Raw genomic sequence first — 24366 nt, 5'->3', positions numbered from 1 at the left:
CGGCCCCGCAGGGTCCGCCGCCGGCATCCTCGTCATCGCCCGACCGGTTTCCATTCAGGGCTTTGGCTTGCAGCAAGCGCCGGCCAGGTCAGCTGTTGCAGCGCGACCCCCGCGAACAGCGACCTCCGGTCCTCGGCGACCTTGCGCCAGGCGGTATCCAGCGCGACGAGCATCCGCGGCTCGGACGGGCGCGCCGTCATATGCCGGCTCGTCTCGACAATGGCATCCGCCACCAGCGCGGGCACGACCGAAAAGGCATCGTCCAGAGGCAGAGCGGCAAAGGCATGGATGGGAAGACCCGCCGCGCGGGAGCGCAGCAGCACCGGGATCAGGTCGATCGGCACCCCGCGCAAGCTGACATAGAGGCGCGTGGCATTGGCACAGCCCGGCGGCAGCGGCGTTGCCGCCGACAGGATGATCACCGCGTCGGCCGGCTTCATTGCGCAATGATCGCGATCCTGCACCTCAAGCGATTCAGCGATCGCAAGCAGCCGGACGTCCTCGATGCCAGGGCCGAGGTGCTGATCGTCGATCCACACCAGCCCCTCGGTGCCGAGCGTTTTCATATATCCGAACAGCGCCGCGAGTTCGCTGTCCTGGCCCGCTTCCACGCCACGGGTCGCCGGATCATTGCCGGCGTCACGTAGCGCGATACGGACTCCTGTGTCGTCGTCCAGTCCGTCGGCAGGTTGCAGCGCGACCAGGAACGCAGCAGGACCAACGCCCTCCACCAGTTCGATGCGACGGCCGAATACACCGCCGGCCTGGTTGACCGCATCGAAACGCCGAGCGAGCACATCATGCCAGCGGCGGTGGGCGGGCAAGGCCGGTGTCGGCGCCATGCGGACCACGATCCGCGCGTCTTCCACGCCCGGCACGGCACGATCCTCACGGCCCGCGAGATAGGCCACCAATGCCCGGCAATCCTCGCCCGAGATCGAAAAACGCGGCATCGATCGCGAAAGCGCGCGACCATCGGGAGCCATGCCGGAGATCAGCGCGCGGCACAGTCGGCCGGGTTCCGCATAAGGGCTTCGACCGGAAAATAGCGACCGTATCTCGGGAATTGCCGTGCCCCCCTCATTGCCTCCCTGCCCGGCGACGCCGTGACAGGACGCGCAGGACTGCCCCGCCCCGTTCAACCCGAAATAGATGCGTCTGCCCTCGCGCGGATCAGCGGACGCCAGCGCCAGAAGCGTCGGCAGCATCGCGGCCACCAGCAGTCGCAGCCCCATGCCCGGCTAGCGCGCCGCGAACCGGACGGCGGCAGCGAGCTGACTGGGGTGCGGCAGATCGTCGAAGCGCTTGACCAGCTGTCCGTGACTGTTGAGCACGAGCACCTGCGAGGAGTGAAGCTGCACGTCGATCGCGGTTTCGCCATAATAGCGCATCAGGCCGCCAATATCCCCGGGCCCGACATACAGGGCGACCCAGCCTGGCTTCGCGCGGTGCTTTTGCAGCCACCCGGTCAGGCGCGCGGGCGTGGTTTCCCGCGGCAGGATCGATACTGACACGATGCGATATGCCTTGTTGGGTCGCGCCTTCATCAGAAGGTCCTGCGTGCGCGACAACATTTCGCCCGAAACCGGGCAGAAGCTGGGGCAGGTCGGATACATGAAGTGCAGCACCGTGACCTGCCCGTCGAGCACCTGCTGAAACGACCGCCTGGCACCCGACTGGTCGATCGTCGGCGGATTGGGCCGCCCGGCCGCAGAGGCTCCGTCGGTCGACGCCGGCAATGCCATCGAGAACATCGCCGCAACCGCCATCATGATGCGCATCATGGCTCCACCCTGATCGTCGCGACCGGCCGCCCCGCCATCCTGGCCGGCAGGGTGACCGGATCCGGCATCACCAGGGTAGCGCCGACCTCGGTCATCGGCACCCTTGCCTCGAACACCCCCGTGTCGATCCGCATCGCAGCCAAATGGCGCTGAATCCCTACACCGCTGGCGTTCATCACCAGCACGCCGATCTGGACGGGCGGCTCCTCGGCACCATCAAGCAGGAATCGCACCACCGCCGTCTCGCCCAGCCTTACGCGATCGGCGGCGGAAACGAGGGTCAGCCGCACTTCGCGCTCGTCGACCGCCAGTACTGCCGGACCGCGCACCTCGAACGCCGTGCATTGTACGAATCGCGGCTGGGTCCCCATGACCACAGCGACGTAGCGGCCCGGCCGCTCAAGCCGGAAACCGGCTTCGAACCGGCCGGCCGCCACCGGGCGGATCGTCGGCCCGACCAGCAGCAGGCGATCCGGCGGCGGGCCGGGGTTGCGCAGCGTGCCCGACGGAATGTTCATCCCTTCATGGTAAAAATAGATGAGGTTTTGTTCGGCATCCGACCAGGCAGCCAGGCCATCGGCGGAAGCAGTCAGCGCTGCGTTCGCGCGTGTTGCCGAAACCGGTTCACCGCCGGCGATCCAGCGCGGGCCACCACCGGCGGGGCGGGCCAGCTCGGCCAGCGGCAGCACCATCGTTTCCCCCCGGCCCTCGCTCCGCACGAAAAGAAAACTGTCCGATGCTGCGAGGCTGACCGGCCGGTCGACGGCGATCGTCCGGGCAAAAGCGCCCTTTTCCAGATCGACCACCTGCAAGGCGGCGCCGCCACGATCATGGACTACAGCCACCCGGCCATCCGGAGACAACCACAACTGCCCATTGGGAGCGCCCATCGCAGGCATATCCCTGACGTCCGAAACCACGCCGGTGCGCGCGATCATCACGACCGCCCCGTCGCGGGTGAGCCCGATCAGCCGATCGGCAGCGCGCGACCATGCCGCGTCGCGCAGGTCCCGATCGATCGCGACGCGACCATGTCCGCCGATCAACCGCACGCCCCGCGCGCCGATCAGCCAGATCTCATCGCGGTCGCCCGGAACGATCGCCTCGACATCTATGGTCCCCGGCATCAACTGCGCCGCACGCGCATCCACCCGGTGCACGCCAGTCCCGGGAGCGATCGCGTACAAACTGCCGTCCTCGGCCCCGCGCAGCATCCGCACCGGACCAAGCCCCTCGACCGTGCGAGCAATCTGCCAGCGTGCGACATCGACCGCGACCAGCTTGCCCGCATCGGGCAACGCCGCCCAGATCAACCCGTCGGCAGCCGCCCAATGCCATGCCGACGGCGCCGAGCCGAATTCGACATGGGCCAGAGACCGTGCACCGCGAATGCCGTTGCGCGGGTCGAGTACGTGGAGCGCGCCGGCGGCATCCAGGGTCACGACATGGATCGCGTTGAAATCACGCGCCGCGGGTTGCAACGGGCCGCTCTGGAGCAACCGATCGGCCCGCGCCTCGCAGGACGCGGCGGCGGGATCGATCGTCTCGTCGAAATCGATCCAGGCAAAGGGCGGCTGGGCGCTGTTGCCCGCCGATGACCGGGCGGCCGTGGTCACGCTCAGCCGCAACGGCTTGCCCGTTGCAATGCCGTCGCCGCCGCCGCTTATCCTGACTTCAGGTCCAGCACCGATCAGCGCGACGGCCAGGGGAAGCAGCAGGAGCCGACTCCACGGCATCATTCGCACTGCCGGTTCACCCTGAGCACGGCCCACAAGCCGCCGTCGAAGCCCCAGCTATAGGTGTCGCGTATGGCATAATCGCCCTCCACCTTGCCGCTGCCACCGGCACCATGTGCGAGCAGCATGTTCCAGTGGCTGCCCGGCCCGACGACATCCTGCGAGCCCCGATGCTGGCTGAGCGGATCGGTGCCGAGCTCAGTCGAATTCTTCACGAACGGCTGGTCATCCCAGCTATGCCCCGCGACCTCGATCACGTGATTGCGGCCATGGCCGTTGGGAAACAGCACCCGCATCCGCACCGGATCGCCCGGCAATGCGCAGAAGCGTGGTGTCTGGTTGCGGCTGTTGATCCCGTTGAAGCTGTCGGACAACAGGTCGTGCTGGCGCTGCAGTATCGTCACCGAACGCGGCATCGCGGCTGAGTGAATACGGCGCATCCAGCCAGCCTCGCTGCGATAGTTGAACGCCTTGTGGCCGGCATCGACCGCATCGACCTCCTCGTCCGCTACCTCACACATCGTCTTGATCGAATCGTCGGCCGCACCGACGCATTGCGCGACCCGGCGCACCGGCTCGTCGATGGTGGTCGACGCGAGGCGCCTCGGCTGAATCCGCGGAGTCCTCGAAGGGATGCGGCTGATAAGCTCGGGGTTGAGGACCAGACCGGTTCCTATCCGTGGGTCGAGCAGGCCGGATCGCGGCGACCGGGTGCCGGCCAGACGCAGATTGGCATCGTCCTGACCGACCAGAACGAAATCGCGATAGGGCCTGGTTTCGCCGAACACGACAGCCGATGCCCGGGTCGCCAGCGGAATGGCGTTGTTGGAAAAAAGTTCGGACGGGGTCGTATCGAACCCCCAGACAGCGTCGGCAGGCTGGATGATGAGCGCACCGAACAAGCCCTTCCCTCCCTGCTTGATCGGATCGGCCGGCATCAGATTCAGCGCGCCGAACTCGACCGGCTGGAACTTGGGTTTGGTCCGATCCTGCCAGTCGACCACGCCGGCATACCATTCGTAGCGACGCGACTGGCCCGGCAGCACCGTCTGGACAGCATTGCCGCCGACATTGATGCCGTCGTTAGTGCCGACATGCTTGCGCAGCGACTGGGCGTGGATGCCGACCCGCTCGGTGGTGCGCAACTGGTTGATGTTGAAACCCTCGGCAATGTTGGGAAGATTGGCGAAGCTCGGCATGTCGCTCGGCGTCATGTCGTTGCTGAGCAATACGCTGATGCACTCGCCAGCCCGGGCGCGCAGGATCAGCGGCTCGATCTTGCGATCGGGACGCAGCTTGCCTGTGTCCGGATCAAGGTCGACGACACGCACATAAAGCAGGCCCGTCGGGTCATGCGCCGCTTTCCAGCTGTCGTTGCTGTTGCGGGCAGGATTGGCGAAGGTCGTTCCCGGCTTGAAGCGGTGATAGATCAGCGATCCGTCGGTCAGCGCGGTCTTCGCGTCGACGGCCGCGATCCAGTAGTAGCGGGTCGGCGCGTCGGGCGCGCAGACCGGCAGCGACTGCGGATCATCGTGGTCGACGAAGCGCGGCAATTGCCGCCGCAGCGTCGCGAAACGCGCCGTCTGCGCTTTGACGTTGGTCAGCGCAGTGGCGAAGGCAGCGGTTCTGAAGCGTTCCGACGAGAAATTCGCCCGCTCGGCCGGAATGGCCGGCACGCGGCTCCGGTCGAGCAGATACGATGCCGCATCCAGGCGAACGGCATGCAGCGTCTCGACGGCTTCCTCATATTGCGCCTCGAGCACCGCCTGCTGATAATAACCATCATCGGTGATCGGCGGGGTCGCCATGCCGCCGGCTTCCGCCGCGCGGGCCGCACTGCGGAAACGAGCGGGCACCGCCGCCGACCTGGTCAGCCCCGGGGCCTCGGACCGTGCGGCGATCGCCACGGCGTCGGCCGTGCTGAAGGCACGGTCCTGCCGCCCGGTTTCTTCACGGGCGGCGAGTGGTGCGGTCGTTCCACGGAACGTCCCGACCTGTACCGCGATGCCCAATGACTTGGCCTCGCCAAGCAATTCAGCCTCCAGACGCGCGACATCGGCAATGAAGCCCTGCAGATAGGCTGGATCGACCACGCGATAGCCGGCCACGATCTCCTCCTCGCCGGCCGCCACCGTCCTCGCGATATCGGTCTCGAGCGCCTTGACCGAATCCTGCTCCGGCTGATCGGCAAGGCGTGCGGCGTCGGCCAGCGTCGACAGGTGCGTCGGGCGCGTCGCTTCGCGATAGCTGCGAATGATACCCCAATTGCCGTACCACACATCCTCGATGCTGGCGCCGACCCGATAGAGGTGATCAAGCTGCTTGAAGCTCGCCGGAGTCTCCCTGGTCGCGAGGCTGCTCGGGATGTCGAGCACGCCGTTGAACTCGAAATGTTCGGACAGCGCAGTGCCCACGAAACTGCGATAGCCCGAATTGGGCTCGTGCGACGCGTTGCGCCAGGTCAGGCCGTTGATCGTGAAGCTGTGCTCATGCTCGTGCGCGCCGGCCAGCAGGCGGATCCGCATCGGTTCACGCTCGACCAGTTCAAGCAGCGGGGTGAACGGATCGCCCGGCTGCATGCCCGGGGATGGCAGCGGCCAAGTCGAACGCGTCACGCCCTTCACCAGCGGATAGCTGTCGATCGCCTGGTTCAGGTCGGCATCGGTGCGGGGAATGGAGCGGAAGACATGGCCGAGATCGCCGGCCACCCCGCCGGCCTGCGCGATCTGGCTGCCGTCCCACAGCCGGGGCGGCAGCGGCTCCGAGCGATAATTGACGCTCATCACCCCGATATCGTCCGCTGACACGATCTCGGGCGCGCACGGGATCGTGCCCGACGGGCAGCCGCTACCGTCCAGCCACTCGTGCTTCACCAGGCGCGGCAGGCTGGAACCGATATAATCGCCCACATTGGCATCGGCTACCTGGTGCGGCGCGTTGATTCCGTTCACCTGGACCGACGAGCCGTCGGACTGGCGCGCATATTGGTCCTTCCTGGTGAAGGCCATGTGGAAGTCCTGGAACTCAAGCGCGAACTCGCGGAAATTGTCTTCCTTGCGATTGCCGACGACCATCGCCTTCCAGCTCGTCGGCCCTCCGTCGCGCCGCCCCCGGCCAAGTTCGGTCATCCCGCCGCGCCCGAGCGCATCGAACCAGCGCGTGCCCGCCGGCTCGACGATCAGGCCGGCATAGAGCCCCGCCTGCTGATGGTTGGAAGCACCGAAATGGTCGTGGGTGAACACGGTCTCCAGCGTCTTGTCGAAGGTCTTTCCGCTGGCGAGCTCGGCCGCCTCCTGCGTGTCGGCATACCAGCGCTGGATCGTCGCCTGTCCGCCGACCCATTCGGTCTGTCTCGGGAACCACGGATGAGGCTCGGCGATCGGACAGCTCCCGGTTGCCGCGCGCGTATCCCCGGCGAGCCGCACCGCGCTGCCGGTACAGCCATTGGCGCGGCGAATCGCGACGATGCGCGCCACGACTTCCTGCGCGGCCGGGGTGCCGTCCTCATAGTTGAAGCCGTTGGCGCCACCATCCGAAGCCTGCACGTCGAACTTCACGAGATGGATGTGCTGCCCGATGATGTCGGTCGGCACCTCCAGCTGGAAAGCGTCGCGCTTCATCTTCTTGGGCACGACGTTGGTATGTTCGACCACAACGCAATTGCCCGAATTGACGCGGAAGAACAGCGGCTGGGGCAAGCGATCACCCGACATGGTCGGCAGGATGTCGTCGCGCAGCGCCAGGATTCGGGCCTGCGGCGTGTGCCAACCCTTCTTGTTGAGGATCATGTCATACTGGAACACGCCGATCTGGAACCGCCGGGTCGGAGCGTTGGGATCGGAACATGGTTCGGCGAAGGGGGCGCCGGGGGCTGGTTTCAGGCCATTGGTCACGAAGGTGGCGGCAGCCCCGTCGGCTCGAAAGCTCGCATGGCTTTGCGCGTGGAACTTCATCGCCGCCTGCTCCTGCGGCGTGCCGTCCTCGGGCAGGTACCGCGGCGTCAGCGTCTGATATTCCTTCACCAGGCTCGGCGGCAGCGTTGCCGGAAAAGCCGTCGGCGTTGTCGTGCCGGCGGTGATGATATGCCGCTTCAGCCCCCCGTCGATCGGCTGGCCGGCGGTATCATGGGCGATATCGAGCGGTGGTGCCGGCGGGCGCCCCCCGGCCCGTGCAGGCACGTGGAAAGGGTATCCCGGGTGACGATTGGGATCGATGCTCGCCGGATCGACCTGGCCGCTCGCGATACGCACCGGTCCGGCGACGGGGGCCATCGCCGTGGCCGGCAACGGCACCAGCGCTGGAATCGGCGTACCACGCGCCACTTCGCCGTCGGGCAGGGCCCGGGCCCCCTCGGCAACGCGCCGGGGCGCGAAGGGCGATTCGCCCGGCCGGAGAGAATCCAGCTTCGACCCAGGCTCGAACACGTCGTGCACGCGCCACAGCGCCCACATGCCCTGCGCGAAATGGGGGTAGAAGTGGCAATGGAAGATCGAGTCGCCGGCGGTGCGATTGCGATTGCCACTGCCGCCATAGGCGATCTCGTAGGTATAGGCCCCTCCCGGCCCGATCGTCTGGCTGTCGAGATAGGGTGCGCGCGCATTGGCCTGTACCTGCAACCACTGGTGAGCGTGCAGGTGAAAGACGTGATGCTCCTTCGGCCCGGCATGGATATTGCGGATGACCACCCGGTCGTTGAGATAGCTGTGATAGACGTTCGACGGGTCTTCCGGGAAATACACCCGTTCGGCCGGCAAGCCGTCGAACGGCATCCCCTTGGCCTGCATGTTGGCTGGCTTGTCGACCACCATCGCCGGATCGCCCACCGCCCAGGATGAAAGGAAATACTCCTCCATCTGGCAATCGACGCAGGCCTTGACCGGGCCAAGCTTCTTGCGGTTCGCCATCACCTCGGCACCGGCGCCCGCCGTGCCGTAGTTGATGGCGAAGCCATCGCGTACGCCGTGCAACGAGCGGGCCAGCGCGCGTTCCGCGACCGGCGCGCTATCGGGTGCGTCGAATTCCTTGAACGCCTGCACCGCGCCGGATTCGTCATGGAAGATGACGGTGAATTCGCGGAACGGCTTGCGGCGGTCACCACATACCGGGAATGGCTTGCCGGCACTGTCGAGGCAGCGAAACTCGCTGGATATCTCGGCCCTGGAAAGGTCGATGATGGCCGTCAGGTCGCTATGGATGAGCTCCCGCCCGGCAAGCATCGCGAACGGCGCGTAGCTGGCGAATAACGGATGGCCGGCGCTCGACGTGCCGGAGGCCGCCTTGCCCATCTCGGCCTCGGTCACCTGCGACCGGTACCATATCGACCCGGTTGGCTCGACCGTCACAGCCGCGAACAGGCCGGCGTGGATCGCCCCGCCATTGCCGTCCGATCCGATCGTCGCGGCGGGGCTGTAGGCGAAGAAGGTCCCTTCATCCTCAGCAATCAGGCGATAGGTCGTGGTGGCCCCGGGCGGTACGAGCGAGCTCGGGTTACCGCCGACGTGCTGCGCCATCGCCGTGATCTTGGCGTCGGGAGCAAGCCCCGTGACATGCAGGCCAGCCATGCGCTCCGCCGGCTGTTCGCCGCAGCCCTCCTCGCCAACGGCTGCGTTGCCGGGGCGCGGCGGGCAAACCGCGTGCTCAGGTCGCGCGGTCATGAAATGGTTGCGGCGCGATTTGTCGAGCAGGTTGGTGAATTCGATTTCGAGACAGTCGCCCTTGTTGACCCGCAGCGTCAGTGGGCGCGGGCGCTTGCCCGGACGTAAGGTCACCTTGCCCGCCGACAGCGCTTCGCCCGCAGCCGGGGCGCGGGCACCGTCCGGCGTGGCCTGGTCGAGCACCCACAGGTCGCGCTTCAACACGAACATCATGCCGTGCGGCTGGACGGCACCGTAGCGATTCCAGGCCCAGGCCTGGTCGATCGCGGCGACCCGCGCGACGATCGTGTTCTGGGGCGTGCATCGCTGCGCGATGGCGGGAACGCTGAAACCCAATGCCAGGATCGCGATTACGGCGCGTAACAGCCAACGGCTTCCCATCCGACCCCCCTTGGTGGCGCGAAATTGGTAACGCGGTACGAGCGGCGATCCTGACGGACCGCCACATGGAGTTCGCTGACACATCGGCCTGTCGATGCGCCCAATCGCCGATCTCCCGACGACTCATGACGTTTGACGATCCCTAGCGACCCAGTCTGACCGCAGTCTGACGTGTGACGATCAACTGTCGAATTCGAGGCGGAGTTCGCACCGTTTCGGATCAGTCCCGAGCGCCCCCCCATGCATGTCCATCGCTTTGGCCACGATCGCCAGACCCAGTCCCGCCCCATGGACGTTTGCATGATCGAAGCGTTCGTAGCGCCGGCTGAGCGTCTTCAGCTGATCCACCTGCAACCCCGGCCCCTCGTCGCGCACACGGAGCAGAGCACCAGGCCCGACAAAGACAGTGATGCTTCCGCCGGCCGGAGTGGCGCGGATGGCGTTCTCGACCAGGTTGCGCAGCGCCGCCGCAATCACCTGCCCGTATCCCGGCAGGCTGACCGGCTCGCAAACCTCCAGGCCAAGCGTTCGCTCTTCCATCGCAGCCATCGGCGCGACCAGCGCTATCACCGCCCGCGCAACTTTCACGAGGTCGACCGTCTCCGCAGCGGTGGCGGCGGCGATCGCCGCATCCAGTTGAGCCATCATCATCAGCTGGTCCACCAGCCGCGCCATCGCATCAAGGTCTCCGCGCAACCGCAGCAGGGTCGGGTCGCCAAGGCGATCGATCTCCAGTCGCGCGACCGTGAGCGGGGTACGCAGTTCGTGCGCGACATCGACGGCAAACATTTCCTGCCGTGCCGCGGCTTCGTCGAGACGGGCAAGCAGTGCGTTGACGGCATCGACAAAAGGCATGGCTTCGAGGGGGAGGCCCCGCGCATCGACGCGAAAACCGCGCTGATGCCCGTCGACCAGTTCGATCCGGCCCGCAGCATCGCCAAATGAACGCAACGCCGAGGCGATCAGCCACTGGGTGAAGAGATAGGTCGGATAGGTCAGCACCAGCAACGGCACCGCGACATGATCGATGATTTCATGTGCGATACCGGGAAGGCCGAGCTTGCGCGTACCGCCCCCGAACAACAGTTCGAAATCGAGTACCACGAACAGCAGGAGCAGTACCGCCCCAACACCCCCGATCTGCATCGTCCTCCGCCGATGCCGGTCGAACAGCGAGCCGGTGGTCGTCATCCGTCATCCCGCAACAGGAAACCGACGCCCCGAAACGTCACCAGCATCCCGCCCGCCCCGTGCTCGTCAAGCTTGCGGCGCAACCGCGACACGGCGGCATCCACGGCATTCTCCGTGGCAGGCTGGCTCAGATTGTAGAGCGCATTCTCGATCATCGACCGTTCGGTGACGGTGCCCGCGCGCCGCATCAATATCTCGGCCAGATCGGTTTCCCGACGCGTAAGGACCACCGGCCGATCATCGATCCGCAAGGACCGGGAAGCGCTGTCGTAGCGAAGCCGCCCAACCCGGATGACCGGATCGGTTCGCCGTCCGGGGCGGCGCAACAGCGCGCGAAGTCGCGCGGCGAGTTCCCCGATATCGAACGGCTTGCACAGGAAATCGTCGGCGCCGGCATCCAGGCCAGCTATGCGATCGTTCAATCCGCCGCGTGCGGTCAGCAGGATCGTGGGCGGCAATGTTCCGCCGCGATGCTTGCTCAGCCAGTCGCAGCCATCGCCGTCCGGCAAGCCGGCATCGAGAATGATGGCATCATATTGTGCCACGGCCAGCGCTGCCTCCGCATCCGCCAGGGTAACGACATGATCGGCACAATATCCCAGTGGAAGAAGCGCTTCCGAGAGCAATTCTCCGAGACGCTCATTGTCCTCAACAACCAGCAGGCGCACGATCGGAACGCCATTGGCTGGGCACGCAGATGACGCCCATCGCTTCAGATCAATCGCAGCGCATGCGCGATGAACCAGCCTGAGACGAAAAGGAGGAGCATGACGATCGTTACGCGGTTCGATATCGACGACATGGGAATTCTTGCGATCTTCACGCTACCTCCCTTTCGGGTGCCGGGCGGAAAAACATCCGGGCAGCGCTTCCGCTCGCGCCTTCCAGTTGATCGCCCGCCGACTCAACATATCTATTGCCCGGTGATGGGACAGATCATGCTACCGGTCTATCCTGCATTTGCCGCGGACTCGATTGTTATTCGCCAACAACCTTATTCTTATCATTCGATAGCGACAAGACGATGAACGATCATCGAACCCCGCGCGAGCGGCCTCGACGAGGGGGCTTCGAATATTCGGCACAGAATGCGGTCGACGGCGCACCGAACCGGCGCGCCGTCAGCAAGCACTAAAAGCGCAACGATCCACCCACCGAAATTCGGTTCTGCCTCATGTTCTTGTCGAATTTCGTCCGGTTGACTTCAGCGCGAAGCGAGAACTCCCGCGACACGGCATATTCGATGCCTCCTCCATAAGTGAAACCACCATCTTTCCGCTTCGTGATACCGTTGCCGGCGACCTGCCCGCTGATTTCCCGCTCGTTGCGCATCCGGCGATACCCAGCGCGACCGTAGAGCATCACGTTTGCCACCGGCACGAGGCCAATGCGCGCTGTCACGTCATAGGTCAGGCCGGGTTTGAAACGATAACGTCCACCTGCAATCGAAGCCTGATTGAAGCTGCGCCCCGTAGTCCCGATCCCCGCCTCGACACCGACGATCAGGCCGTTCACCGGCGCGATATCATAGCCAATGGCGCCACGAACCGCCGCGAAATTGGCGTAATGCTTCATGCCGCTCGTCGAGGGCGCGCCTGGCTGACGGACATGATTGTCGACGATTCCTCCCTCGATAGTGACGTGCGCGCCTGCGAACCGGGAAATCGACTCTGCATCCTGCGCCCGCGCCGGCACGGAGAGAACGGATGCGCCGGCCAGCAGAATGACAAGCGAACTGTTAAGGATGGACTTCAAGGTGATACTCCCAGGGATGGCCTGCTGACACTATGCCGGCCGGCACGACCGCAATGGGGCCCGACTCTCCAGATTCGGTCGGCCGGATATGAATATTCAGTGGAGAGGGTTCTTTGCCGACACGGGCAGGCGCGGCGGCGCGACATCGAGGCGCCTTCGCTCCCGATGCCGGCAGCTGACGTTGATCAAAGCGTATCGGAAACGACACCCGCCGGCAGACGCAGCGTGAAGATCGTGCCGGTCCCATCATGGTTCGCCAATGTCGCGGTTCCGTCATGGGCTTCGGCAATGGCGCGTACGACCGAAAGGCCGAGCCCGCTGCCCCCGCTATGCCGCGCGCGGGACGCCTCGGCGCGCCAGAACCGGTCAAAGGCCATATCCATGGTGCCCGCCGGCAACCCGGGACCGTGATCGACGATTTCGAGTACTGCCCACCCGCCCCGCCGCTCAGTGCAAATGCGCAACGGGCCGCTGCCCGCAGCGTAACGCTGGGCATTGGACAGAACCGCCCCGATCACCTGGCGGATCCGTGCGGCATCGGCGACCGCGGGGGTCGGCCGTAAATCAAGCACCGGGTCCAGCCCGGCTGCTTCCAGATCGGGCCGAACGAGGGCAATCAGCCGCTCCACCTCAAGCGCCAGGTCGATATGGGCCGGATCAAGCAACATGCGATCCGATTTCGCCAGATTGATCGTCTGCAGATCATCGACCAGCCGCCCAAGTCCCTCCACCTGCAACAGCAGGCATCGCATCTCTTCTTCCTCGCAGGCGAACAGGCCATCGATCGTGCCCTGGATGCGTCCGCGCAAGATCGTAAGCGGTGTGCGCAATTCATGGGCGATCGCCACCGTGCTTTCCGCCAGTTCCCGCTCAGCGCGCTGCAGCGATTGCGCCATGGCGTTGAAATCGTCGATGAGTTCCGCTTCCTCGACCGAGGCCCATGGCACCAGCGACGCGCGCGCCGACAGATCGCCATCGGCTACGCGCCGGGCAGTGAATGCAACGTCGTTCAAGCCGCGCCCCAGCTTGGTGAGCAAAATGCTGCCAAGGACGAAATCACTTACCGCCATGATCAGCAGGCAGATCAGGATGGCATTGTTGCCACGCTGATTCAGCGATTCCGTGATTTCGTTCGTCTCCTTTATGACTTTATCGAGGCCCTCGATTTCGGGCACCCGGCCCGCTTCCAGCGCGGCGAGAGCGCGCTGAACGACGGGCGACGCCGTTTCCTTGATCCGGCGCTCTTCGTTGCTGCTCCATATTGTCATCGCAACGAAGATCAGCGCGCAATTGGTGATGACGATGACGACCAACCCCGTCGCCAACTGGCGCGCGATAGGCCACCGACCACGCGGGCGAAGGGTCAGTCGCGTGCGTAAGGCGGCAATCATGACGCGGCCAGCCGATAGCCGACACCCCGCACTACGGCGCAGAGCCCCGGCATGCCGGCCCGATCGAGCTTGCGGCGAAGGTTGCTGATATGGCTGTCAACGGTCCGTTCGAGCGCATTGCCCTCCGGCAAGCACGCATCCACCAGTTCGGCGCGGTGAAAAACGCGGCGCGGCGCGCGAAGCAGGTGCGAGAGCAGCCGGTATTCGGTCAGTGTCAGATCCAGCGGAATGATGGCCGCATCGCCCTGCACCGCCGCAGTATAGCTCAAGGTATCGAGTTGCAGTGCCCCGAACCTGATCAATGACTGATCGGGGTTGGCGCCGCCCGTGCGTCGCAACACCGCCTTTGCCCGCGCGACGACCTCAAGCGGATTGAACGGTTTCACGACATAATCGTCGGCACCGATCCGCAGCGCCGACAGCTTGTCCAGATCCTCGGCCCGTGCCGTCGTCATGATGATCGGCGTCGAGCCCCGCGCGCGAAGATCGGCCAGCACCGCAAAGCCGTCCCGTTTTGGCAGCCCGACATCGAGCAGCACAAGGTCGGGCCGCAACGACTGGTGATGAACCAGCGCCGCCGCCCCATCCTCGGCGGTCACTGTCCTGAATCCTTCGCGTTCCAGATAGGAGCGCAGGATGTGGGCGATTTCGGGTTCATCCTCGACAATGAGGATCAGGGCATTGTCCACGATATTCTGCCTAATGAAGGATGTTTGCGATCCTGTGTCCTGATTGTGCGGGATGCGCAAAGATCATGTGGAGAAATGATGGAGGCGATCGTCCATGTCGCCCTCCGAGGCGTCAGAACCGCAACCTCTCACGGATCGCATAGCTGACGCTCGCGTCGACAAGCATCTCTCCAGGCAACAGTCCCACCTTCATCGCCTTTTCCCCCATGAAGTTCATGAAAGGACGGTGCCGGACGATCGTGCAGGCTACGCTTAGGACATATGGACTTCCTGCGCAGACGCAGCCCGTTCGTGCGGGATTACTATGCGCCCAGGGGTCAGGGCTTTCTGAATATCGACAGCGCGCAATCGGATGCGGGCGCGATCCTCGCGAACAAGCGTTGCTGGCCTGATGGCGAGATGGAATACATGTTATTTAAGAATCCAAAGGTTCCTACCAACGTTTTTAGAGTTGATTCTTCGCGCTATCCGCGACATGAACTAGTTCTCCGGGAGAATTATAGTTGAAGGTCGCCATCGCTTTGGCGCGCTTCCCATTGACCAGGATCCAGAATGTCTGACCAAATCTCGTTGAACGCCGTCGAACTCGCAACGGAATTGACCCTTGCCTGGCTCGGCAATCCGAACAACCGCGTGTCGGCCGATGATGTGCCGGCGTTCCTGAATGCCATGCACGCGACCCTTACCGAACTGGGGCAAGGAGCCTCCGCTCCCGCGGATGTTCAGGACGATGAAATTCCCCAGCCGGAATTCACGCCCGCGGTCACGGTACGCAAATCCCTGGCGTCGAAAGATCACATCATCTCGATGATCGACGGCAAGCCTTACAGGACATTGCGTCGCCACCTTTCCGGGCATGGACTAACGCCGGAGCAATATCGGGAACGCTATAACCTCAAGCCCGATTATCCGATGGTAGCCGAGAGCTATTCGGAGGTGCGCCGCGCGATGGCGCACAAGATCGGCCTTGGCCAGAAGGGTCGGCGAGCCAAGCCAGCCGCAAAGCCGAAGCGCGCGCCGCTGCACGCCAAATTTTCCTGACTCCACGGCAGCGTCCGGTCAGCAACCGGGCGCTGCCAGCCAGTCCTCGCCAGACGCATCTAGAGATATTTGGCAAGATCGGTCAGGCGGGAAAGCTTCTCCCGTGCGTCACGCGACAAGGGACCGACCACGTCCTCGAGATGATGCTCGATATGGTCGGCGACGAGCAGGGTCTTGGTCTTGTCGAGCGCGCTGACCACGGCCTGGAGCTGCTGGGCGGTTTCCAAACCGTCCCGATGCTCCTCGATCATGGTGATGATCTTGGCCAGATGGCCCTGCGCCCGTTTCAGACGATTGAGCAGGTCCGGGTTGGATGCATGGCTCATAACAATTCCCTGGTCATGTCGTCGGCAGATGAAGCCATCCGTTGACGCCAAGGTAGAGACCGATCAACACAATAACAGCGCCCGAAACGAAGGGTGCTTTTCGAACGATCTCGCCAAAGCCGCTGAATCGCCGCGCAACCTGCCTGACGCTGATCGCCGCTATCACCCCTGATGTCACCATCGTCAGCGCTAGGCCGATGCTGAAGCACAACACCAGGGCGGCACCCAAAGTGAAAGCCTTGAGTTGCAGGCACAGCAGCAGGACGGTGATGGCGCCGGGGCACGGAATCAGGCCACCGGTAAGACCGAAAATAACGATCTGCCCGGTAGTGACTGACTGATCGGAGAAGCGGCGGCGGATGTCGTCCGCATGGGCAAGTTCATGGGCGTCCTGGTAGCCGGCGGTCAGATCCAGACCTCGCAATCCTTCATGCATTGGATCATGGCCATGATGATGCTCGACGAACGCCACGTCGTAGCTATGCCCATGATCGCCATGAGCAAGGTGAAGGCGCGCGACAAATTCATGCGGCTCGGGAATCGCTTCGCGGGATTCGAGGAAGCAAGTCCGCTGGACGAAGCTGTAGGCCGCCCGTACCCCGTCAGGCCGTTCGGTTTCGAGGGTCACCTCTGCTGCGGGCCAGAGGCGACCGCGCTCCGCCGTGATCCGAAATCGCGGGGGCACACCTTCCTCGAAAACTGCCAGCCGCAAAACGCCGTGCCCGGTATCGATCCGGATCGGCTCTTCATGCCTATGATCGCCATGGGCATGATCGTGTATCGCCGAAAAACCCTGCTCACGGCGCGTCCGCCAGAGCATCCAAATCCCCATCGCGATGATGACGACCGCAGACCCGACCTGAAGATAAGGTTCGATCCTTTCCGGTGCGAGCCCCTGCCACAGATAGAGCCCGCCCAGTGCGATGACCCAGACGATGGCCGTATGGGAGAGCGTCGCGCAAAGGCCAAGCAGCACGGCCTGCTTCACGGTCCCCCTCACCGCGATAATGAACGCTGCCATCATCGTCTTGGAATGACCGGGTTCGAGCCCGTGCAGCGCGCCGAGCAGGATCGCGGTCGGGACGAACAGCCAGGCGTGCGCAGCGCCCTGTTGGAGCAGATCTGTGAAAGAGGTCATTTGCATGACCTATCCCCCTGGAGGGGATGAGTCTAACTGATATTGAGCGCACGTGACGGGGCAACCGGGAACAAGGATGGTCGGGACCTCGTCTACCCCTGCCCGATCGGCGCGGTGGACACGCCCAGGCGCGAGTCAGCAAGGCCGACATAGAGCCACCATTTTCCCTCGAAAGCGACCAGTCCTTCGGCAAAGCATACATTGCCGACCTGGCCCTGCGCTTCGGCAGGATCGATCCGTAGGAAGGGTTCGAAGAGCCGCCCCACCACGGCGGTCGGGTCAGCGGAGTCGAGCAGCAACTGGCCCGGCTGATACGCCCCCGGCGGCGTCCCCGGTGCACCGCCATCATAGTGATTCGCACCATTATAGATCAGCACGATGCCGTGTTCCGTCAGGAGCGCGGGCGGGCCGGGTTCCGTCAGCATTGAATCGAAACGGCCGCGCCGTGGCCCGGCGATATGCTGCAACGCGCGCGGTACCGCGACCCGGTCGAGTTGCCACCACCCTTCCCCGTCGCGCGCGTCGGGATCCCAGGTCAGATAGCGATCGGGGCAGGAATCCGTCTCGACCGGCGTCCAGCGGATCAAGTCGTCCGAGGTCGCGGCATAGACGATGCCCTCGCCCCAATACATCCAGTATCGGCCATCGATCCTGGCCGCGACGAGCCTGCCGTCGCGAAGTTCGGTCACGATCGACCCGGCCTTGGTCGGACGACGGACATAGGGCGTCTGCGCGAAGGCCGGACCGTGCTTGGTCCAGCGGCGCAGATCGTCCGAGGTGGCGACGAAAAGGCAGCCGACCTTGCCGTCGAAGGCCGTATAGGTGCAGACATAGCCGCCATCGGGCGAAACGACGACACGCGGGTCCTCCAGTCCGCCCGGCCATTCCCAAGCCTGCCAGCGATCATTTCCGGGTGCGAGGACCGGCTCCGGGTCGAGCTCGAACTGATAACCGTCAGCGCTGGTCGCAAGGCCGATCCGGGACGTTCCCGCATAGCGCCCGACATGATCCTCGCCGCGCACCAGCAGGCAGATACGCCCATCGTGCACGACGGCGCCGGGATTGAACGCATCCTTGGCCGCCCAGGCGATCGGACCGGCGGAAAGCAGGCAGGAGAAAGTGACATCGCCGCGTTCTTCGAGCACGCGCTGCGGGGCGGTGAACGGGCCGAGCGCCCAGTCGGGCAACCCTTCCGGCATTGCAGTTCCGGTCATGAATATCCTCCAGCTTCGCGTGCCATGATCATCGCGCCTTCGAGCCCGGCATGATCGAGTTCGGCGCGGCGCAGGAAATCGGGTGCGTGTGCGGCCGGACCGACTCCGTAGCCGCCAAGCTCCGCACGCATATAGCCGGCCGCCGCCTCGGGCAGGCCGACGGTCGCCATCACGCCGCCGCCCAGCACGATGCGGGCGGGCGACCAGGCGAGAACCAGCGTCGCGAGCAAAGCGCCCAGATACCCGGCGACCAGGTCAAGCGTATCTGGGTCGTCGCCAAGCACACGACCTGGACCCAGGCGCTGCAGGATCGCCGGGCCGGCCGCCAGTCCCTCGGCGCAATCGCCGTGAAAGGGACATGCGCTCGGCACGTGATCATCCGCACGACGGTGCAGGCGGATATGACCGATCTCGGGATGAAGCGCGCCGGCCAGCGAGCGCCCGCTGATCGCGAGGCCACCACCGATCCCCGTGCCCATAGTCACATAGGCGAGGCTGTCGCATCCGCGCCCCGAACCCAGCCGCTGCTCCGCGAAAGCGGCAGCGCTGACATCGGTATCGACCAGCGTCGGCGCCCCAAGCCGGGCGGCGAGCGACGCCCGCAGATTCGACCCCGCCCAACCAGGCTTGGAAGTTTCGAGCATCAGGCCCCGATCGGGTGAATCGCGTGCGACGACGAGCGGCCCGAATGCAGCCAGACCGATACCCGCGACAGATGCCGAACGCGGTACCGAACGCGCGACCAGCGCTTCGACCGCATCGGCCGCCGCCTCCGCGGTCGTTGTCGCCCAGCGTTCCTCAGCGATGGTTTCACCACCCTGATCGATCCGGCAAAGGGTCTTGGTGCCACCAGTCTCCACGCCGACGAAACAGATAGCGCTCAATCTCCCACCTCCGGCAGAGGCGCGGGGCGCGCCACGCGCGACCTGATCGCAACGCGGCCCATCCCTTCAGCCGAGGCTTCGAGCCCGAGAAGTGCCTCGAGGACATGATAGGCCAATTGGCCATTTGCGCGCGCCGGGCGATCCCGCCGCACTGACTCCACCTGGTCGAGCAAGCCAATTCCGCGCTTGTCCCCGACCGCGAGCAGGCAGTCTGCGCCGAGCGGCCTGCCCGAGATGGGATCAACGCCCTGCCCGATCAGCCGAACGGCCTGGGCGAGACCAGCGGGATCGATCTTCGGTCCGGCTGACTCAACGCCGTGCGCCGCCCAGTCGCCGCCCTTGCTGATGCGCGTCACACCGCCGAAGACGTTGGGATCCGGTGCCTGGAGCGAACCCTCGTCGCCATAGAGTTCGATCGGCGCGCGGCGATGACGGGTGACGTCCCAGGACAGGCTGAGCGCGACATTGGCGCCGCTTTCGAACAGCAACGCCGCGTTGACGCTGGTGGCAATCTCGACGGGGATCGGCTCGCCTTCGCGGCCGGTGCGTATGTCACGGGGCCGTGTCCCGATCGCGACGACCTCGACCACTGGACCGAGCAGATTGACCAGCTGAGTCACATAATAGGGCCCGACATCGAGCAATGGTCCGCCGCCGCGCCGGTAGAAGAAGGCCGGATTCGGGTGCCAGGATTCCATGCCGCGCGACAGCATCGCCACGCTTCCGCCCATGACCGAACCGATCGCTCCCCGGTCGACCAGCCGCCGCGCGCGCTGGCTACCCTCCCCAAGAAAGGTGTCGGGGGCGCAAGCGATGCTGAGGCCTCGCCGTTCGGCGAGATCAAGCAGATCCCGGGCGTCTTCGAGCCGGGTTGCGAACGGCTTCTCGCTGTAGAGATGCTTGCCCGCCTCAAGAACGGCCCGGCCGATCGCGTGATGGACCGATGGCGGCGCCAGGTTGACGACGAACTCGATCTCCGGGTCGTCGAGCAGGTCGGCCGTCGTCATCGCCGCGCAGCCGTAGCGCGACGCCTGTGCCGCGGCCGAGGCCATTGTCCGGCTGCTGACTGCCTTCAACCGAACCGCGTCCGACCGCAGGATAGTGCCGAGATAGGCATGGCTGACCATGCCGCAGCCGATGACACCGACCGCCGGCGGACTGCCCCCCGCACCGGTCATGGCAGCGCCACCGCCGCCGCGGCGCGGCGCTCGGTGAGGTCGCGCATGATCCTGGCGTGGCTGGTCGCATCGAGCCGATAGAGGAAGGTGGCGATGATCGCACCGAGATAGAGCAGCCCTGCACCCGGCCCGTAGAAGAAACCGAGCCAGTGGATCATGCCGTCGGGCAGCCTGGCCGCCAACCCGCCATGTTCGGCGAGATCAGTCGGAAAGTGGATGATCTGAAGCACGGTGCCGGCGATCAGCGCACCAACCCCGGCCGCCGCCTTGCTGGCGAAGGCCCAGCCGGCGTAATAGAGCCCCTCCCGCCGCGCGCCGAACAGATGCTCATGCTCGTCCGCGGCGTCCGCCATCATCGAGGCGAAGGCGATCGCGGCGGCCGCCATCAGGATGCCGCCGACGAACACGATGCCCGACAGCACCCACATCAACATAGTGCCCTGAAACGGGAACAGGCCAAGCAACCGCAATCCGGCCGGCACCGTCTCGGACACCGCCAGCCCGACCAGCCCGATCAGCAATACGGTACGCTTCTCCAGCCGCTTGAGGAGTGGGCCGGCGAGCGGCGCGCCAAGCAACAGGCCAGCAAACACCGCCAGCGTCACCATCTGGGTCTGGGCCGAGGTGAAGTGCCAGAAAAAGGTGTTGGTATGCAGGCCGAGCGTCGCATGCGTGCCCAGGGCCGAGAAGAATAGGAGCGCGCTACCGAACAGCACGCGGAAGGATCGATTGCGGAATACTTCGCCCAGCTCGCGCAGCAGGCGTGCGTGGATTCCGCCCTCGCCGAACGCAGGCGGGTGCTGGCGATCAAGCGTCCGGCCGACGACCCGGCCCGAGATCAGCCCGCCGATCACGAAGATCACCGCGAGGGTGATCGCGAAGGGCGTATAGGCACCGTGATTCGCCGTTCCGCCCGGTCCGGCGAAGAATATCCCGAAGCCAAGCACCACCGCGACCAGCGTGCCGAGCATGCCGATTCCCCAGCGCCAGGCCATGATCGACGAGCGCTCGACATAGTCCTCGCTCAGCTCGGCACCGACTGCCGAATAGGGCAAGATGAACAGCGACATCGCGATCCGCAGGAGCACTGACAACAGGGTCAGCCACGCGAACAGCGCCATGGTGCCGAGACCAGTCGGTAGCGTGAAGATCGCGACGAACAGCAGGGCCACCGCCGGTAATCCCGCGAGCATAAAAGGAAGCCGCCGGCCCATTCTTGATCGCCACCCATCCGACAGCGACCCGATCAGCGGATCCATCACCGCGTCGACCATCAGGCCCGTCGCCAGGGCGATTCCGGCAAGGCCACCGGGGAGGCCGCAGACCGTCGTGACGTAGAAGAGCAGGAAGATGCTGAGTGACTGGCTGACGATTCCGTCGACGACCTGGCCAGCCGAATAGCCGAGCTTTTGCCCGAATGGCAGCTTTCCGCGCGAGGTCATGAACCGCGCTCCCACGCCACGTCAGCCTGCCATTCGCGCGCCATGCTCGCCGTCATATCCGTCTCCCATTCGCATCGGGTCTGCGCCCGTTGATGAAGCAGCCATACAGCAAAATCAGAATCACTCAACAAAAAGGATGTACGTTTTGTAAGTTGAATGATATTGGCCCTGCCCGGAGACGGCGAACGACCGTTCGACAGGGAGATGATGATGAAGGTTTCGCACAAGCTCGGCATTCTCGCTGCGTCGACCATCCTGGCAAACGCCGCCGTTCCGGCATTCGCGCAATCATCGCCGACGCCGGGAGACCAGACCGCCCCGGTTGCGGAGGATGCGACGGCCGACATCATCGTCACCGCGAACAAGCGCGAGGAACGTCTGCACGACGTGCCGATCAGCATTTCAGTGATCGGCGGCGACCAGATCACCAAGCAGAACATCAACGAAGTTACCGATCTGGTGCGCAGCACGCCGGCACTCAACTCCGCTGGGCCGTTCGGCGCTCTCAGCATCCGCGGCGTCGGATCGATCTCGTTCGCACGCTCGGCCGAGGGATCGGTCGGTGTCGTGGTCGACGGTGTCGCCCTCGCCAATACATCGACCAACCCGCCCCAACTATTCGATATCGCGCGGGTCGAAGTGCTCGAAGGGCCACAGGGCACGCTGTTCGGCCGCAACTCCTCCGCCGGCGTCGTCAATATCACGACCGTCGCGCCCGACCCGAACAAATGGGAAGTAATCGGCCATGCCGATATCGCCACGCGCAACAATTATATCGGCCGCGCGGTGATCAACGTGCCGATTGCCGGCAACGCAGCGCTCCGCATCGCGGGATCATACAGCCAGGCGCCCGAGAACCAGTATAACCGCTATGACGGCAGCTATTTCCGGAACACCGGTAAAGGCGTGCGCGGGCGCTTCAAATGGGATCCGATCGACGCGCTGACGATCAACCTCGGCGCAGACTACAGCCAGTTCGACCGCAAGGGCGGCACGCCATGGACAGTCTATCAATCGACACCGGGCAGCCTGCTCTCGCAGCGCCTGGCCGCCTGCGGCGTGGTCGTCGGCCCGGAGAATCAACAGGGCTGCATCGATGGCGGCAACGCGACGACGACCAGGAGCTACGGCTTTTCCGGCCAGGTCGACGCGCAGATCGGCGGCCTCACCCTCACCTCGATCAGCGCTTATCGCGCGTTCAAATCGACCTTCGGCGGCACCGATGTCGACAGCGTTCCGATCAACCGCCTGAACGTCAATGAATCGCCGACCAGCGTGCGCAATTTCAGCCAGGAATTCCGGCTGACCTCGCCGACCGGTGGGCTGATCGACTATGTCGTCGGTCTCTATTATTTCGACAGCAAGCTTGACGGGACGAATACCCAGCGCGGCAATATCCTGGGTGACTTCACCTCGGGGCCGGCCGCTGCCTTGTGCCCGCTTGCGCCGTTCGGCCCCCCGGCGATCCTCTGCGCGCTACCGGTCGGCCAGGTGCAGACCACCAGCGCGACGACGACCAGCTATGCAGCGTTCGGCAATGCCACGCTCAACATCTCGTCGTCGTTCCGGCTGCTGTTCGGCGCACGCTATGGCAGGGAAGACGTCGATGCGCGGACCACTGGCGTGCTGGTCCCGGGCGCCCTCACCGGCGTCCTCAGCATCGCGCCGATCAGCGCCGGTATCCATGACACCTATTTCTCGTATCGGGTGGGTGCGCAGTTCGATGTCACGCGGAACGTGATGCTCTACGGCACCTATACGCGCGGCTATAAAGGACCGTCGATCAACGACCAGACCGGCACCGGCAACATTCCCAAGATCGTCCAGCCCGAAATCCCGCACGCCGGCGAGATCGGCATCAAGGCCAACGCCTTTGATGGACGGCTGACCGCGAGCATCGCCGGATTCTACAACCGGATCGACAATTTCCAGGCCCAGTTCTTCGACCCGACCGCGGGCGCCTTCATCTTCGGCAACGCGCCGAAGCTGACCACCAAGGGCGTATCGTTCAACCTGACCGGGCGACCGACGCGCGGCCTCACCCTCAACCTCGGCGCGCTCTACAACGACGCCAGATATGGCGCCGGCTATCTCGTCGCCTGCGCGCAAGGCCAGACGGCGGCGCAGGGATGCATGACCATCGCCCCGGGCGTCACGGTGGACGATGCCGGCGGCAATCGCCTGACCGGCGCGCCCGAATGGAAGGTGACGGCGTTCAGCGAATATGCCGCGACATTGACCGGCAACATCCAGGGCTTCGTCCAGGCCGACATGGCCTATACCTCGCGGATCAATTTCGACGCCGCCTACAGCCCGCAGAACACCAACGCGCCCGCGGCGATCTTCGGTGGGCGGATCGGGGTGCGCACCGCCGACGAACGTTTCGGCATATCAGTCTTCGCGCGCAACCTGTTCGACGTCTACCGGCCGGTCGTTCGCTTCGCGACACCCGTCGCAAGGCAACAGCTCGATCCGCTGTCCTTTTCACAAATCTCCGGACCGGAATCGCGCCGGACCATCGGCGTGTCGCTCGATGCCAAATTCTGATCCGGATTCTGACGT

The 24366-nt window shown here is 64.8% G+C and carries 19 protein-coding genes; 3 read left to right on the top strand and 16 right to left on the bottom strand.

What is annotated here, in order from left to right:
• Positions 1-32: 32 nt before the first annotated feature.
• The 6 genes from P0Y59_00160 to P0Y59_00135 all read right to left on the bottom strand — a co-directional run bounded on the left by P0Y59_00160 (position 33) and on the right by P0Y59_00135 (position 11414).
• A complete protein-coding gene (locus tag P0Y59_00160) occupies positions 33-1235 on the bottom strand; it encodes a c-type cytochrome (GenBank protein ID WEK00152.1) in 1203 nt (400 codons plus the stop codon).
• A 6-nt stretch (positions 1236-1241) separates the two neighbouring features.
• Complete coding sequence (locus tag P0Y59_00155) at positions 1242-1781, bottom strand: SCO family protein (GenBank protein WEK00151.1); 540 nt, start codon at positions 1779-1781, stop codon at positions 1242-1244.
• Positions 1781-3523 carry a hypothetical protein gene (locus P0Y59_00150; protein WEK00150.1) on the bottom strand — a complete coding sequence of 581 codons (1743 nt, stop codon included), beginning with the start codon at positions 3521-3523 and terminating at the stop codon, positions 1781-1783. The genes P0Y59_00155 and P0Y59_00150 overlap by 1 nt, the downstream gene beginning before the upstream one ends.
• Positions 3520-9555: a hypothetical protein gene (locus P0Y59_00145; GenBank protein WEK00149.1), complete on the bottom strand. Its 6036-nt coding sequence runs from the start codon at positions 9553-9555 to the stop codon at positions 3520-3522. The genes P0Y59_00150 and P0Y59_00145 overlap by 4 nt, the downstream gene beginning before the upstream one ends.
• 180 nt (positions 9556-9735) lie before the next feature.
• Positions 9736-10746, bottom strand: a complete 1011-nt coding sequence (locus P0Y59_00140; protein ID WEK00148.1) for a HAMP domain-containing sensor histidine kinase — start codon at positions 10744-10746, stop codon at positions 9736-9738.
• Complete coding sequence (locus tag P0Y59_00135; GenBank protein ID WEK00147.1) at positions 10743-11414, bottom strand: response regulator transcription factor; 672 nt, start codon at positions 11412-11414, stop codon at positions 10743-10745. Before P0Y59_00135 ends, P0Y59_00140 begins: the two co-directional genes overlap by 4 nt.
• Positions 11415-11513: 99 nt before the next feature.
• Between P0Y59_00135 and P0Y59_00130 the strand changes: the two genes are divergently transcribed.
• Complete coding sequence (locus P0Y59_00130) at positions 11514-11774, top strand: hypothetical protein (GenBank protein WEK00146.1); 261 nt, start codon at positions 11514-11516, stop codon at positions 11772-11774.
• A gap of 103 nt (positions 11775-11877) precedes the next feature.
• On the opposite strand, the gene P0Y59_00125 is transcribed toward P0Y59_00130, so the two are convergent.
• From P0Y59_00125 to P0Y59_00115, 3 genes are all read right to left on the bottom strand, one after another.
• Positions 11878-12501: an outer membrane beta-barrel protein gene (locus P0Y59_00125; protein WEK00145.1), complete on the bottom strand. Its 624-nt coding sequence runs from the start codon at positions 12499-12501 to the stop codon at positions 11878-11880.
• A gap of 185 nt (positions 12502-12686) precedes the next feature.
• The gene (locus P0Y59_00120) at positions 12687-13826 is read right to left on the bottom strand and encodes an ATP-binding protein (protein ID WEK00144.1); all 1140 of its coding nucleotides are present in this window, start codon (positions 13824-13826) and stop codon (positions 12687-12689) included.
• Positions 13827-13888: 62 nt separating this feature from the next.
• A complete protein-coding gene (locus P0Y59_00115; protein ID WEK00143.1) occupies positions 13889-14581 on the bottom strand; it encodes a response regulator in 693 nt (230 codons plus the stop codon).
• Positions 14582-15133: 552 nt separating this feature from the next.
• Between P0Y59_00115 and P0Y59_00110 the strand changes: the two genes are divergently transcribed.
• On the top strand, positions 15134-15622 hold the full coding sequence (locus P0Y59_00110; GenBank protein WEK00142.1) for a MucR family transcriptional regulator: 489 nt from the start codon (positions 15134-15136) through the stop codon (positions 15620-15622).
• 59 nt (positions 15623-15681) lie between these two features.
• Here P0Y59_00110 and P0Y59_00105 read toward each other — a convergent pair whose 3' ends face one another.
• From P0Y59_00105 to P0Y59_00075, 7 genes are all read right to left on the bottom strand, one after another.
• Positions 15682-15948 carry a metal-sensing transcriptional repressor gene (locus tag P0Y59_00105; protein ID WEK00141.1) on the bottom strand — a complete coding sequence of 89 codons (267 nt, stop codon included), beginning with the start codon at positions 15946-15948 and terminating at the stop codon, positions 15682-15684.
• A gap of 13 nt (positions 15949-15961) precedes the next feature.
• A complete protein-coding gene (locus tag P0Y59_00100; GenBank protein WEK00140.1) occupies positions 15962-17086 on the bottom strand; it encodes a nickel/cobalt efflux transporter in 1125 nt (374 codons plus the stop codon).
• 92 nt (positions 17087-17178) lie between these two features.
• Positions 17179-18300: a glycoside hydrolase family 130 protein gene (locus P0Y59_00095; GenBank protein ID WEK00139.1), complete on the bottom strand. Its 1122-nt coding sequence runs from the start codon at positions 18298-18300 to the stop codon at positions 17179-17181.
• The gene (locus P0Y59_00090) at positions 18297-19184 is read right to left on the bottom strand and encodes an ROK family protein (GenBank protein WEK00138.1); all 888 of its coding nucleotides are present in this window, start codon (positions 19182-19184) and stop codon (positions 18297-18299) included. Before P0Y59_00090 ends, P0Y59_00095 begins: the two co-directional genes overlap by 4 nt.
• Positions 19181-20362 carry a Gfo/Idh/MocA family oxidoreductase gene (locus tag P0Y59_00085; GenBank protein ID WEK00137.1) on the bottom strand — a complete coding sequence of 394 codons (1182 nt, stop codon included), beginning with the start codon at positions 20360-20362 and terminating at the stop codon, positions 19181-19183. The genes P0Y59_00090 and P0Y59_00085 overlap by 4 nt, the downstream gene beginning before the upstream one ends.
• Positions 20359-21804, bottom strand: a complete 1446-nt coding sequence (locus P0Y59_00080; GenBank protein ID WEK00136.1) for an MFS transporter — start codon at positions 21802-21804, stop codon at positions 20359-20361. The genes P0Y59_00085 and P0Y59_00080 overlap by 4 nt, the downstream gene beginning before the upstream one ends.
• Complete coding sequence (locus P0Y59_00075; GenBank protein WEK00135.1) at positions 21801-22031, bottom strand: hypothetical protein; 231 nt, start codon at positions 22029-22031, stop codon at positions 21801-21803. Before P0Y59_00075 ends, P0Y59_00080 begins: the two co-directional genes overlap by 4 nt.
• Here P0Y59_00075 and P0Y59_00070 point away from each other — a divergent pair.
• Positions 22015-24351 carry a TonB-dependent receptor gene (locus tag P0Y59_00070; GenBank protein WEK00134.1) on the top strand — a complete coding sequence of 779 codons (2337 nt, stop codon included), beginning with the start codon at positions 22015-22017 and terminating at the stop codon, positions 24349-24351. The genes P0Y59_00075 and P0Y59_00070 overlap by 17 nt on opposite strands.
• Positions 24352-24366 lie beyond the last annotated feature (15 nt).

The organism is Candidatus Sphingomonas phytovorans, assembly GCA_029202385.1.
Classification (GTDB): domain Bacteria; phylum Pseudomonadota; class Alphaproteobacteria; order Sphingomonadales; family Sphingomonadaceae; genus Sphingomonas; species Sphingomonas phytovorans.
Note: the sequence above shows the minus strand (reverse complement) of the source record. Positions and strands in the feature narration are given on the sequence as shown.

Bases quoted from the DNA above. Each gene is read 5' to 3' on its own strand.
- P0Y59_00160 (WEK00152.1), bottom strand. From the start codon at position 1,235: ATGGGGCTGCGACTGCTGGTGGCCGCGATGCTGCCGACGCTTCTGGCG.
- P0Y59_00155 (WEK00151.1), bottom strand. From the start codon at position 1,781: ATGCGCATCATGATGGCGGTTGCGGCGATGTTCTCGATGGCATTGCCG.
- P0Y59_00150 (WEK00150.1), bottom strand. From the start codon at position 3,523: ATGATGCCGTGGAGTCGGCTCCTGCTGCTTCCCCTGGCCGTCGCGCTG.
- P0Y59_00145 (WEK00149.1), bottom strand. From the start codon at position 9,555: ATGGGAAGCCGTTGGCTGTTACGCGCCGTAATCGCGATCCTGGCATTG.
- P0Y59_00140 (WEK00148.1), bottom strand. From the start codon at position 10,746: ATGACGACCACCGGCTCGCTGTTCGACCGGCATCGGCGGAGGACGATG.
- P0Y59_00130 (WEK00146.1), top strand. From the start codon at position 11,514: ATGACGATCGTTACGCGGTTCGATATCGACGACATGGGAATTCTTGCG.
- P0Y59_00110 (WEK00142.1), top strand. From the start codon at position 15,134: ATGTCTGACCAAATCTCGTTGAACGCCGTCGAACTCGCAACGGAATTG.
- P0Y59_00105 (WEK00141.1), bottom strand. From the start codon at position 15,948: ATGAGCCATGCATCCAACCCGGACCTGCTCAATCGTCTGAAACGGGCG.
- P0Y59_00100 (WEK00140.1), bottom strand. From the start codon at position 17,086: ATGACCTCTTTCACAGATCTGCTCCAACAGGGCGCTGCGCACGCCTGG.
- P0Y59_00095 (WEK00139.1), bottom strand. From the start codon at position 18,300: ATGACCGGAACTGCAATGCCGGAAGGGTTGCCCGACTGGGCGCTCGGC.
- P0Y59_00085 (WEK00137.1), bottom strand. From the start codon at position 20,362: ATGACCGGTGCGGGGGGCAGTCCGCCGGCGGTCGGTGTCATCGGCTGC.
- P0Y59_00080 (WEK00136.1), bottom strand. From the start codon at position 21,804: ATGACCTCGCGCGGAAAGCTGCCATTCGGGCAAAAGCTCGGCTATTCG.
- P0Y59_00070 (WEK00134.1), top strand. From the start codon at position 22,015: ATGAAGGTTTCGCACAAGCTCGGCATTCTCGCTGCGTCGACCATCCTG.